Source organism: Parageobacillus thermoglucosidasius (assembly GCF_001295365.1).
Taxonomy (GTDB): domain Bacteria; phylum Bacillota; class Bacilli; order Bacillales; family Anoxybacillaceae; genus Parageobacillus; species Parageobacillus thermoglucosidasius.
The window spans coordinates 3,432,767-3,444,772 of the sequence record NZ_CP012712.1 but is presented as its reverse complement, the minus strand read 5'-3'; the positions used below and the strand labels follow the sequence as shown (position 1 = coordinate 3,444,772).

The window sequence follows — 12,006 nt, the reverse complement described above, 5'->3', positions numbered from 1 at the left end:
GATAAAATTACCCTTATGTGAGTGATCGGGAGTGGATGATGATTATGGCGAAACGAGATTATTATGAAATTCTCGGAGTTAGCAAAAACGCGACAAAAGAAGAGATAAAAAAAGCGTATCGGAAACTTTCGAAAAAATATCATCCAGATATTAATAAAGAACCGGATGCGGCAGAAAAGTTCAAAGAAATTAAAGAAGCGTACGAAGTGCTAAGCGATGACCAAAAGCGGGCGCATTACGATCAGTTTGGGCATGCGGATCCGAACCAAGGTTTCGGCGGGTTTCGCAGCGATGATTTTGACTTTGGCGGTTTCAGCGGTTTCAGTGGCTTCGATGATATTTTCAGCACCTTTTTTGGCGGCGGGCGCCGGCGTGATCCAAATGCGCCAAGAGCTGGCGCCGATTTGCAATATACGATGACATTGACGTTTGAAGAGGCGGTATTCGGCAAAGAAACGGATATTGAAATTCCAAGGGAAGAAACATGCAATACTTGCCATGGCACAGGAGCTAAGCCAGGCACGAAAAAAGAAACATGTTCATATTGCCATGGAACAGGGCAAATCAGCACAGAGCAATCGACACCGTTTGGCCGCATCGTCAATCGCCGCACATGCCCATATTGCGGCGGAACCGGGCAATACATTAAGGAAAGATGCACAACATGCGGCGGCACTGGCCGCGTAAAACGGCGGAAAAAAATCCATGTGAAAATTCCGGCTGGAATCGATGATGGTCAGCAATTACGTGTCGCTGGCCAAGGAGAACCGGGCATTAACGGCGGGCCTCCGGGGGATTTATATATCGTTTTCCACGTAGAGCCGCATGAATTTTTTGAGCGCGATGGCGACGACATTTATTGTGAAATCCCGCTTACATTTGCTCAAGCTGCGCTTGGCGACGAAATTGAAGTGCCGACACTTCATGGAAAAGTGAGACTGAAAATACCGGCAGGCACGCAAACAGGCACAAAATTCCGCTTGAAAGGAAAGGGAGTGCCGAATGTCCGCGGCTACGGCTATGGCGACCAGCATGTGATTGTCCGTGTTGTGACACCGACAAAACTGACGGAAAAGCAGAAGCAATTGTTGCGCGAATTTGATCAATTAGGCGGTTCAAGCATGCATCAAGGACCACACGGCCGCTTTTTTGAAAAAGTAAAAAAAGCGTTTAAAGGGGAATCATGAATTTTATGAAATGGTCAGAAATCAGCATTCATACGACGCATGAGGCGGTTGAGGCAATTTCGAATATTTTGCATGAAGCAGGCGCTGGCGGAGTGGTGATCGAGGATCCGTACGATTTAACAAAGGAACGTGATGCATCGTTCGGGGAAGTTTATGAATTAAATCCAGATGATTATCCAGAAGAAGGAGTCATTATTAAGGCGTATTTGCCTGTTAACAGCTTTCTTGGCGAGACGGTGGAAGAGATTAAACAAGCGATTAACAATTTATTATTGTATGATATTGATATTGGCAAAAATAAAATTACGATTAGCGAGGTGAATGAGGAAGAGTGGGCAACCGCGTGGAAAAAATATTATAATCCCGTCAAAATTTCAGAAAAATTTACGATCGTTCCGACATGGGAGACGTATGAACCAGTATCCAGCGATGAGTTAATTATTGAACTGGATCCGGGCATGGCGTTTGGCACAGGGACACATCCGACGACGGTGATGTGCATCCAAGCGCTCGAAAAATATGTGAAGCCAGGGGATACGGTCATTGATGTCGGCACTGGTTCCGGCATTTTGAGTATCGCTGCAGCGATGCTTGGCGCCAAAGCAGTTCGCGCGCTTGATTTAGATCCGGTTGCCGTTGACAGCGCGAGGCTAAATGTCAAATTAAATAAAGTCCAACATATTGTCACCGTTTCGCAAAATAATTTGCTTGACCATATTGAAGAACGAGCAAACGTAATCGTTGCCAATATTTTAGCGGAAATTATATTGCGTTTTGCCGACGATGCTTATCGCCTTCTAGAAAATAACGGATATTTTATTACTTCGGGAATTATCCAGGCGAAAAAGCAAGAGGTAAAAGATGGATTAATAAAAGCGGGATTTACCATTGAGGAAACGCTCGTGATGGAAGACTGGATTGCTTTTATTGCAAGAAAAGCATGAAAAGAAGGTGTCGCTTTGCAACGGTATTTTGTTCCAGACGACCAAGTGGAAAACGACCATCTGATTATTCAAGGCGATGATTACCACCATATTGTTCACGTCATGCGCATGGAAAAAGGAAGCAAATTAATTTGCGTTCTCTCTTGCCATAAAACGGCGCTTTGCCAGATTGAACAAATTACCAATGAGCGTGTAATTGTCCGTGTTGAAGAATGGATAAATGAACAAACGGAACTGCCGGTTCAAATTTATATCGCCCACGGGCTGCCGAAAGGAGATAAACTGGAGCTGGTGATTCAAAAAGGCACGGAACTTGGTGCTGCTTCGTTTATTCCTTTTATGGCGGCTCGCTCTATTGTCAAATGGGATGCCAAAAAAGCCAATAAAAAGCTGGAACGTTGGAAAAAGATCGCAAAAGAAGCGGCGGAACAGTCACACCGCGGGAAAATTCCTGATATACACGCGCCGATGACGATCGATGAACTGGTGGAATTTGCTAAAATCGCCGATTACCGGCTTTTTGCTTATGAAGAAGAAGCAAAACAAGGAAACCATCGAACGCTTGCTGCCATTTTGCGGCAGATGAAGCACGGGCAATCGCTCCTGGCCGTTTTTGGCCCGGAAGGCGGATTTTCCGGCGAAGAAGTGGAGCTGCTTAAACAGCATGGCTTTTTTTCCTGCAGCCTTGGGCCGCGGATTTTGCGGACTGAAACGGCGCCGCTTTATCTTTTGGCGGCTGCTTCGTATCAATTTGAACTACAGTGAGGTGACAGCAAATGCCAACAGTTGCATTTCATACGCTTGGATGCAAAGTAAACCATTATGAAACGGAAGCGATTTGGCAGTTGTTCAAAAAAGCTGGCTACGAACGTAAAGATTTTGACAGCATGGCTGATGTTTATGTCATCAATACATGCACAGTGACGAACACAGGCGATAAAAAAAGCCGCCAAGTCATACGCCGCGCGATCCGGAGAAATCCAGACGCTGTCGTTTGCGTGACAGGATGTTACGCGCAAACATCTCCGGCAGAAGTGATGGCGATTCCGGGTGTGGATATTGTGATCGGCACGCAAGACCGTGGCAAAATTTTAGAATATGTGGAACAGTTTCAGCGCGAACGCCGGCCGATTAACGCTGTGCACAACATTATGAAAACGCGCGTGTTTGAAGAAATGGACGTTCCGGAGTTTAGCGACCGGACGCGCGCCTCGCTGAAAATTCAAGAAGGATGCAATAATTTTTGCACGTTTTGCATCATTCCATGGGCGCGCGGCTTAATGCGTTCCCGCGACCCGCAAGAAATCATCCGGCAAGCGCAGCAGCTTGTCAACGCCGGCTATAAAGAAATTGTGTTGACAGGCATCCATACAGGCGGCTACGGAACGGATATGAAAGACTACAATTTTGCAGCGCTTCTTCGCGATTTGGATGAGCAAGTTGTCGGTTTAAAACGGCTCCGCATTTCATCAATTGAAGCGAGCCAAATCACCGATGAAGTGATCGACGTGCTCCGCCGTTCCGATAAGATTGTGCGCCATTTGCACATCCCGCTTCAATCCGGTTCGAATACGGTGTTAAAACGGATGCGCCGCAAATACACAACGGAATTTTTTGCGGAGCGGCTGGCGCGTTTGCGCGAAGTTTTCCCGGAACTTGCGATAACATCAGACGTGATCGTTGGTTTTCCGGGCGAGACGGAAGAAGAATTTATGGAGACATACAACTTTGTGCGTGAACAGCGTTTTTCCGAACTTCACGTTTTCCCGTACTCGAAACGGACGGGTACGCCAGCTGCACGCATGCCAAATCAAGTGGATGAGGACGTAAAACACGATCGCGTCCGCCGCTTAATTGCGCTGTCCGATCAGCTCGCAAAAGAATACGCTTCGCAGTTTGAAGGGCAAGTGCTCGAGGTCATACCAGAAGAGCGGGATAAAGAAAACTTGGAAAGCGGGTTGTACATCGGATATACGGACAACTATTTGAAAGTGAGATTCCCGGCTACAGAGGAAATGGTTGGAGAGATCGTGAAAGTGAAAATTACAAAAGCCGGATATCCGTATAATGAAGGGGAATTTGTCCGCGTTGTTGCTGATGACATCCCGCAATCCGTAAAATTAAGCTCATAACCCAGCATAGCAGCTGGGTTTTTCTTGTTTACGGTAAAAAATTTTTGTAAACTAGTTTTTCTGTTAAAATCGTGGTATGATGATAGATGTCAGACTTCTATATTGCCAAAAGAGAAAGGAGATTTGCCGTAATGGAAAATAATATTGCAAAAATGATTGACCATACGCTGCTGAAAGCGGATACAACAAAAGCGCAAATCGTGAAGCTGTGCGAAGAGGCAAAACAATACGGCTTCGCTTCCGTTTGCGTCAATCCGACATGGGTGGCTACCGCTGCCGAGTTGTTAAAAGGCACGGACGTAAAAGTATGCACGGTGATCGGCTTTCCGCTCGGAGCGAATACTCCGGAAACGAAAGCGTTTGAAACGAAAAATGCGATTGAAAATGGTGCGACAGAAGTCGATATGGTAATTAACATCGGCGCGCTAAAAGATGGCAACGATGACCTTGTCGAACGTGATATTCGCGCCGTCGTCGAAGCGGCAAAAGGGAAAGCGCTTGTGAAAGTGATTATTGAAACATGCCTGCTTACCGAAGAAGAAAAAGTGCGCGCTTGCCAGCTTGCCGTGAAAGCGGGAGCGGATTATGTGAAAACATCGACAGGCTTTTCAACAGGCGGCGCTACGACAGAAGATGTCGCACTGATGCGGAAAACGGTCGGGCAAAACATCGGCGTGAAAGCTTCTGGCGGCGTTCGTGACATAAAAAGCGCAATGGCAATGGTCGAAGCGGGAGCGACGCGCATCGGGACAAGTTCCGGCGCCGCGATCGTTGCGGGAAAAACGGCCGCTTCCGATTATTAAGGACGTTTGCCATGAAAAAATAATATCGCGGATTCGATCCACCGGACAAAAGGCAGCGCAGCGACGGAGCAAATGACGTTAAATAGCACGCTGACATGGGCTAATTGGACGTCTGGGGAAGGATTAAGCTTTGCGGCAACGGAAGCAAGCGGATCGATAAAAAAGGAAAAAAGAATAACCCCGACGACATTAAACCATAAATGGGTATAAGCGGTTAATTTCGCTTCATACGCCGAACCGACGCTTGCCAAAAGGCCGGTGATGCATGTGCCGATGTTCGCGCCAAGCAAAATCGCGATGCCGGCTGGAAGCGTGAGAATATGTTCATTCAAAAACCCCATCGCAATGCCGATCGTTGCTGCGCTTGAATGAATAATGGCTGTGAGGATTACGCCGATCATGATTCCGCTTAAAGGCGAAAGGTTTGTTTTTTGCAGCCATTCATCCACAATCGGATATGAAGACAGCGGCTTTGCGAGCTGGCCAAACCCTTTCATCGCGAAAAATAAAGAGGCGAGCCCGACAACAATCATGCCAGTGCCGTAAGCGGGGCGGTAATAACCGAAACAGACGAGAGCCGCTCCAATAAAAAGCATCGGAATCACGCTGTCCCCGACGTCAAGAGTAATTATTTCGGTGGTGATCGTGGAGCCAATGTTGCTTCCTAAAATAACGCCGATCGATTGCCGGAAGGTAAGATAGCCGGTAGAGACGAGCCCGACGGTAATGACCATCACCGCGGAGCTGCTTTGTAAAAGCGCCGTAACAACCATCCCGGTAAAAAATCCTTGCAAAGGGGTACTGGTAAAACGCAGCAGCCACTGTTGCAAGCGGTGGCCTGATAAAGCATAAAGTCCTGACTTCATCATAAACATGCCGGTGAGGAAAATAACGGTATAGATGGAAAACAAAATAAGCAATTGCACCACTTGTCCTTCCCCCTTTCATCTTAATTTGTATGGGGGGGCGGGAAGAACAATGACAAGTTTTTTTATTGACCTGCCGTGTAAGCATATATTATAATTGTCAAGTACACATATAGTAATAAATGAAATGGTTGTTGCTCGGAGGGAGGGAAGCAGGATGTCAAAAACAATCGTTCGCAAAAACGAATCCATTGATGACGCTCTTCGTCGCTTCAAACGTGCCGTTTCGAAAACAGGTACATTGCAAGAAATCAGAAAGCGCGAATTTTATGAAAAGCCAAGCGTCAGACGGAAGAAAAAATCTGAAGCGGCTAGAAAGCGCAAGCATTAAAAGAGGGTGTATATATGGGTCTTCTTGATCGTTTAAATGACGATATGAAGCAGGCGATGAAAAACAAAGAAAAAGATAAACTCTCCGTCCTTCGAATGTTAAAAGCGGCGTTGCAAAACGAGGCGATTAAACTTGGCAAAAGCCAATTATCGGAAGACGAAGAGCTAACCGTTCTTTCTCGCGAATTAAAGCAGCGTAAAGACTCCCTCCAAGAATTCGAAAATGCTGGTCGTACAGACCTTGTTGAAAAAGCAAAGGCGGAAATTGAAATCGTTCAATTATATATGCCAAAGCAATTGACGGAAGAAGAGCTTTTGGAAATTGTCAAGCAGACAATTGCGGAAGTAGGCGCTTCTTCAAAAGCGGATATGGGCAAAGTAATGGGAGCGATCATGCCAAAGGTAAAAGGAAAAGCGGATGGCTCTCTCGTCAACAAGCTTGTTCAACAACAACTTTCACAATAACGGAATCGGGTGCTCCGCGAAAGCGGGCACCCTTTGTTTTTGCCGGCCGAAACAACAATTAGTGCTAACCCCCTTTTTCATCTCATATGTATGAGATGAAAGGGGGTTCTTTTATGGTGAAAAAATGGCGGCAGCATATGAGAAGATGGCTGACAGACAAATTGGAGCTTCCCGCTGATATTATCATGGACCTTCCCCGCATTACGATGGTTGGGCAAATACATATTTATGTCGAAAATCATCGCGGACTGCTAACATTTAGCGACAAAGAACTCCGCCTGCTTTTAAAGCAAGGACAGCTTCTTGTCCGCGGTGAGCAATTTGTCATAAAAACTATTTTGCCAGAAGAAATTTTGCTCGAAGGAAAAATAAGCCAAGTCATTTATATAGATGAGTAAGCTTAACAGCTTGCAACCGATGATGGGAACAGGGGAACGGAAGGAGGAAACAGGATGAAGAACCAATGGATGAACTTGCTGGCAGGCAGCGTAAGGGTGAAAGCGCAAGGGAAAGGCGTGGAACGGTTGATTAACGCATGTGTACGCAACGATATTGCGGTTTGGAATGTAAAAAAGCATGGTGACCATATTGCGACGTTTTTTATTTTATTAAAAGATGTCAGGCGGCTGCGTGTTGTCGCCCGAAAAAGCGATTGTAAACTTTATTTTGTGGGAAAGGCGGGATTCCCGTTTTTTTGCAAAAACATGCTAACAAATTTTGGCGTTTTCCTCGGCATCTGCTTCTTCTTGGCGATCGTTTTTGTGCTTTCCAATATGGTTTGGGGGATCGATATTAAAGGGGCTAAACCGGAGACGGAATACCGCATATTGAAAGAGTTAAAACAAATGGGAGTCGAAAAAGGCGCATTGCAATTTTTCATTGATGATCCAGAAACGATTCAGAAAAAATTAATCGATCGCATTAACACCATTACATGGATCGGCGTGGAACTCAGAGGGACGACGTTTTATTTCCAAGTAGTGGAGAAAAATGAACCAAAAGAGACAAAAAAAACCGGCGGCCGCTATTTAGTGGCAAAAAAAGAGGCGGTCATTACGGATATGTTTGTGGAAAAAGGCCAGCCGCTTGTTTCGATCAACGATCATGTGACGAAAGGGCAATTATTAGTGTCAGGCATTATCGGAAAGGAAGAGCAGCTGGCGCGGGGGAAAATTTTTGGCGAAACATGGTACAAGTCTACCGTTGTCCTGCCGCTGGAGGCAACGTTTCAGGTATTAACGGGAAAATACATGGAAAAACATTATATAGCGGTGAAAAATATTTCGCTTCCAATATGGGGGTTTCAAAAACCAGCGTTTCGCCATTATGAAATAGACCGGCTGAAAAGACCGTTCCGCTTTTGGAAATGGGACTTGCCTATTTATTATGAACGTGTCGTTTTTCGGGAAACGCAAGAAGCAAAGCGCAGTTATACATGGGCAGAAGCGCTCGCAAAAGCAAAGGAACTTGCTCGCAAAGAATTAAAGGCAAAATTGCCGGAAGATGCTATGATTAAAGGAGAAAAAGTTTTGCATCAAGCGAAAGAGAATGGTAAAGTAAGGGTAGAGTTGCATTACCAAGTGATTGAAAACATCGCGATACCACACCAATAGTTCAAGGAGATTGAGGATGTCGGAAGAGTTTGTAACCATCAGTCAGCAATTGGAAAACGCAAATGAAGCAATTGCGCTTTTCGGTATTCATGATGCCCACTTAAAACGGATGGAACAAGAGCTGGGAGTTTCCATCGTAACAAGAGGAGAATCGGTGAGCGTTTCTGGCACCCCGTCACAAGTGCAGCTTGTGGATGACTTGTTGCGCCATTTGCTGATCCTTATCCGGAAAGGTATTGCCATAAGTGAACGGGATGTGATCTATGCGATTCAATTGGCGAAACAAGGGACGCTCGACTATTTGATTAGTTTATATGAGGAAGAAATTACAAAAAATGCTAAAGGAAAATCGATACGCGTAAAAACATTGGGGCAGCGCCATTATGTCACAGCTATTAAACAGCATGACCTTGTTTTCGGAATTGGGCCTGCCGGCACAGGAAAAACGTATTTGGCGGTGGTGATGGCGGTCCGCGCCTTGAAAAGCGGGCAGGTGAAGCGCATTATTTTGACCCGCCCGGCAGTGGAAGCAGGAGAAAGTTTAGGATTTTTGCCGGGAGATTTAAAAGAGAAAGTCGACCCTTACTTGCGTCCTCTTTACGATGCGCTGCACGATGTATTGGGAGTGGACCATACGCAGCGGTTAATTGAGAGAGGGACGATCGAAATTGCGCCGCTGGCGTATATGCGGGGGAGAACGCTTGAAGATGCTTTCGTCATTTTAGATGAAGCGCAAAATACGACACCGGCACAGATGAAAATGTTTTTAACAAGATTAGGCTTTGGTTCGAAAATGGTCATTACCGGTGATATTTCGCAAGTCGATTTGCCAAAAGGAGTGAAATCGGGACTTGCTGTGGCAAAAGAAATATTAGGGGCGGTCAGTGGCGTTTCCTTTGTTTTTTTAGAACAAACGGATGTCGTGCGCCATCCGCTCGTGGCGAAAATTATTCAAGCATACGAAGAGGCTGGCATGTAGAGAAGACCCGCTTTTTGAAAGGGTCTTTTCTTTAAAGCGAGGGGAAAACTGTTGGAGAGGATTCGCTTTTTTCTAGAACGTATTAATCACGTCCGTTTCGTCCGTTATCTTTTGTTTTTGTTTTTAGGCCTGTTTTTATTCGCGGCGTTATATGTTCAAGTAAAACCGCGCCAGTATGAATTGCGCTTATTTGATATTGCGACAGAAACGATTCGCTCCCCGATTACCATTGAAGACAAGGAAACGACAGAAAAACTTAAAAAAGAAGCCGCCAATAAAGTGGCGGATGTTTACACGTTAAAAAAGGAATATGCGGAAAACCGCGTCGATTTAATTTCATCGCTATTTACTACCATCGTTGAAATTCAGGATGAAGCCAAAGGAAAAAATAAGGAACAAGCGGAAATGGTCGATAAGCTGAAGGAGCGGTTGCCGCAGGAATGGTTTTCCTATTTGTCCGAAAGCGAATGGGAAAAGCTGCTTCAAGCTGATCCAGAAGATATAAACACAGCGAAAGAAGCGGCGGTAACGTCTGTTCATTCTATTATGGCCGAGCGCATCACGAAATCAGAATTGGAGAAGGCAAGGGCAAAAGTGCAAGATGAACTGAAGTATATCATTCTTCCGCCGTCGTTAGAAAAAATTGTTATCAAGTTGACGAAGCAAGCGATCATTCCGAATGTGATTTACGATCGCGCCGCGACGGAAGAAAAACGGAGACAGGCGATGGATGAAGTAAAACCGGTAAAAATTTTGCAAGGGCAAATTATCGTTGAAGAGGGGCAATTTATTACTAATGAAATTTATCGTCAGCTTCAGCTTGTCGGCTTGTTGGAAAACGAGCGTTCTTTTCAGCCGCTTATCGGTCTTTTTCTTTTCGTGTTATTATTGTTATCGCCTGTTGTTTACTACTTTGGGCGAGAGAAAACGAACATGAACTTGTTTGTATATGCGACCATTTTTACGATCATGATCCTTGTGATGGAACTGCTTCGCCTCATCCCGGAGAGCGATGCGTTTTCCGCCGGCTATCTTGTGCCGGTTGCTTTCGGCACCATGCTCGTCCGTATTTTCATCGGGGAACGGATGGCGATTATTACAAGCATTCTTTTTGCTGTATGCGGCAGCTTAATGTTTAACGAGGAATTTGGCACGAATGGCACGATGCAAGTTTCGTTGGCAGTTTATTTAGTAACAAGCGGACTGGCGGGAAGTTTCTTTTTACATAAGCAGCTGCGAAAAGCAAAAATCTGGCAGGCAGGGGTATTTGTCGCTTTCATTAACGTTGTTGTTATGCTCGCGTTAAACTTGCTGAAAAACGGGCATTATTCGTTAGCAGAAACTGGCATGTTTTTGCTGATGGCAGTTGCTTCCGGCATTTTTTCAGCGATTTTGACAATCGGGCTTTTGCCGGTTTTGGAAGCGAGCTTTGGCATTTTGTCATCGATGAAATTAATTGAATTATCGAATCCGAACCATCCATTGCTTCGTAAAATTTTAACGGAAGCTCCCGGAACATACCATCACAGCATCATGGTGGCCAATTTAGCAGAGGCTGCTTGCGAAGCGATTGGCGCCAACGGTTTATTAGCGCGCGTTGCTTGCTATTACCATGATATCGGGAAAACAAAGCGCCCCCGCTATTTTATTGAAAATCAAATAGGCAGCAATCCACATGACCACTTATCGCCGCAGTTAAGCAAAAATATTATTCTTGCTCACGTATCTGATGGGGTTGCTATTTTAAAAAAGCATCGCATGCCGAAAGAAATTATCGACATTGCTGAGCAGCATCATGGCACGACATTGCTGAAATATTTTTATCATAAAGCGCTTGGGCAGATGGACTATGTGCCTGAGGAAGAATTCCGCTATCCAGGGCCAAAGCCGCAAACGAAAGAGGCAGCGATCGTTAGCATCGCTGATAGCGTGGAAGCGGTGGTGCGGTCGCTTTCGAATCCGTCTCAGGAGAAAATTGAAAAAATTGTCCGCGGCATTATTGCCGAACGGTTGCAAGATAATCAATTGAACGAGTGTGATATCACGTTAAAAGAGCTGGAAACGGTGGCGACATCGCTTTGTGAAACGTTAAATGGCGTTTTCCATTCGCGGATTGAATATCCAGAGATTCGAAAAGAAAAGGTGAGGCACGCATGATTCTCAACATTGACTTTATCGATGAGACAAATGAAGTGACAAAAGAACAAATGGAGATGATCGAACGGCTGCTTAACTATGCGGCAGAAACCGAACATGTTCCGGATGGAGCGGAAGTAGGCGTTTCTTTTGTGGATAATGAGCGAATCCGCATCATCAATCGCGACTATCGGGGCAAAGACCAACCGACAGATGTCATCTCTTTCGCTCTTGAGGAAAAGGGAGAGGGAGAGATCGAAATTGTCGGTGCGGACGCCCCTCTGTTGCTTGGCGATATTATTATTTCGATTCCAAAGGCGAAAGAACAAGCGGAAGAGTATGGACATTCGTTTATGCGCGAGCTTGGCTTTTTGGCAGTGCACGGTTTTTTGCATTTGCTAGGATATGATCATAAAACAGAAGAAGAAGAAAAAATCATGTTTTCCAAACAAAAAGATATTCTAGAACAATATGGGCTGACGAGATAAAAT

The 12,006-nt window shown here is 45.3% G+C and carries 12 protein-coding genes and 1 pseudogene; 12 read left to right on the top strand and 1 reads right to left on the bottom strand.

Annotation, left to right across the window (positions count from 1 at the left end):
• Positions 1-44 precede the first annotated feature (44 nt).
• From dnaJ to deoC, 5 genes are all read left to right on the top strand, one after another.
• Complete coding sequence (gene dnaJ / locus AOT13_RS17005) at positions 45-1,187, top strand: molecular chaperone DnaJ (protein ID WP_003249049.1); 1,143 nt, start codon at positions 45-47, stop codon at positions 1,185-1,187.
• 5 nt (positions 1,188-1,192) lie between these two features.
• Positions 1,193-2,131: a 50S ribosomal protein L11 methyltransferase gene (gene prmA, locus AOT13_RS17000; RefSeq protein WP_003249053.1), complete on the top strand. Its 939-nt coding sequence runs from the start codon at positions 1,193-1,195 to the stop codon at positions 2,129-2,131.
• A gap of 15 nt (positions 2,132-2,146) precedes the next feature.
• The gene (locus AOT13_RS16995) at positions 2,147-2,896 is read left to right on the top strand and encodes a 16S rRNA (uracil(1498)-N(3))-methyltransferase (protein WP_003249055.1); all 750 of its coding nucleotides are present in this window, start codon (positions 2,147-2,149) and stop codon (positions 2,894-2,896) included.
• An 11-nt stretch (positions 2,897-2,907) separates the two neighbouring features.
• Positions 2,908-4,263: a tRNA (N(6)-L-threonylcarbamoyladenosine(37)-C(2))-methylthiotransferase MtaB gene (gene mtaB / locus AOT13_RS16990; protein WP_003249058.1), complete on the top strand. Its 1,356-nt coding sequence runs from the start codon at positions 2,908-2,910 to the stop codon at positions 4,261-4,263.
• A gap of 131 nt (positions 4,264-4,394) precedes the next feature.
• Positions 4,395-5,066, top strand: a complete 672-nt coding sequence (deoC, locus tag AOT13_RS16985) for a deoxyribose-phosphate aldolase (RefSeq protein ID WP_042383497.1) — start codon at positions 4,395-4,397, stop codon at positions 5,064-5,066.
• Here the strand turns inward: deoC and AOT13_RS16980 are convergent.
• Positions 5,063-5,995 (bottom strand): Na/Pi symporter, encoded by a 933-nt coding sequence (locus AOT13_RS16980; protein WP_003249062.1) that lies wholly within the window; start codon positions 5,993-5,995, stop codon positions 5,063-5,065. The genes deoC and AOT13_RS16980 overlap by 4 nt on opposite strands.
• Before the next feature lie 154 nt (positions 5,996-6,149).
• Here AOT13_RS16980 and rpsU point away from each other — a divergent pair, with 154 nt between their 5' ends.
• The 7 genes and pseudogenes from rpsU (at position 6,150) to ybeY (ending at position 12,003) form a co-directional block, all read left to right on the top strand.
• Positions 6,150-6,323 (top strand): 30S ribosomal protein S21, encoded by a 174-nt coding sequence (gene rpsU, locus AOT13_RS16975; protein ID WP_003249064.1) that lies wholly within the window; start codon positions 6,150-6,152, stop codon positions 6,321-6,323.
• 14 nt (positions 6,324-6,337) lie between these two features.
• Positions 6,338-6,787: a GatB/YqeY domain-containing protein gene (locus tag AOT13_RS16970; protein WP_003249066.1), complete on the top strand. Its 450-nt coding sequence runs from the start codon at positions 6,338-6,340 to the stop codon at positions 6,785-6,787.
• Positions 6,788-6,900: 113 nt separating this feature from the next.
• Positions 6,901-7,185 (top strand): sporulation protein YqfC, encoded by a 285-nt coding sequence (gene yqfC / locus AOT13_RS16965; RefSeq protein WP_003249072.1) that lies wholly within the window; start codon positions 6,901-6,903, stop codon positions 7,183-7,185.
• A gap of 54 nt (positions 7,186-7,239) precedes the next feature.
• Positions 7,240-8,414 (top strand): annotated as a pseudogene (yqfD, locus tag AOT13_RS16960) (sporulation protein YqfD).
• Positions 8,415-8,416: 2 nt separating this feature from the next.
• Positions 8,417-9,379, top strand: a complete 963-nt coding sequence (locus AOT13_RS16955; protein WP_003249080.1) for a PhoH family protein — start codon at positions 8,417-8,419, stop codon at positions 9,377-9,379.
• 51 nt (positions 9,380-9,430) lie between these two features.
• The gene (locus tag AOT13_RS16950; RefSeq protein WP_003249082.1) at positions 9,431-11,536 is read left to right on the top strand and encodes an HD family phosphohydrolase; all 2,106 of its coding nucleotides are present in this window, start codon (positions 9,431-9,433) and stop codon (positions 11,534-11,536) included.
• Positions 11,533-12,003: an rRNA maturation RNase YbeY gene (gene ybeY / locus AOT13_RS16945; RefSeq protein ID WP_003249084.1), complete on the top strand. Its 471-nt coding sequence runs from the start codon at positions 11,533-11,535 to the stop codon at positions 12,001-12,003. Before AOT13_RS16950 ends, ybeY begins: the two co-directional genes overlap by 4 nt.
• The last annotated feature ends 3 nt before the right edge of the window (positions 12,004-12,006 follow it).

Bases quoted from the DNA above. Each gene is read 5' to 3' on its own strand.
- dnaJ (WP_003249049.1), top strand. From the start codon at position 45: ATGGCGAAACGAGATTATTATGAAATTCTCGGAGTTAGCAAAAACGCG.
- prmA (WP_003249053.1), top strand. From the start codon at position 1,193: ATGAAATGGTCAGAAATCAGCATTCATACGACGCATGAGGCGGTTGAG.
- mtaB (WP_003249058.1), top strand. From the start codon at position 2,908: ATGCCAACAGTTGCATTTCATACGCTTGGATGCAAAGTAAACCATTAT.
- deoC (WP_042383497.1), top strand. From the start codon at position 4,395: ATGGAAAATAATATTGCAAAAATGATTGACCATACGCTGCTGAAAGCG.
- rpsU (WP_003249064.1), top strand. From the start codon at position 6,150: ATGTCAAAAACAATCGTTCGCAAAAACGAATCCATTGATGACGCTCTT.
- AOT13_RS16970 (WP_003249066.1), top strand. From the start codon at position 6,338: ATGGGTCTTCTTGATCGTTTAAATGACGATATGAAGCAGGCGATGAAA.
- yqfC (WP_003249072.1), top strand. From the start codon at position 6,901: ATGGTGAAAAAATGGCGGCAGCATATGAGAAGATGGCTGACAGACAAA.
- AOT13_RS16955 (WP_003249080.1), top strand. From the start codon at position 8,417: ATGTCGGAAGAGTTTGTAACCATCAGTCAGCAATTGGAAAACGCAAAT.
- ybeY (WP_003249084.1), top strand. From the start codon at position 11,533: ATGATTCTCAACATTGACTTTATCGATGAGACAAATGAAGTGACAAAA.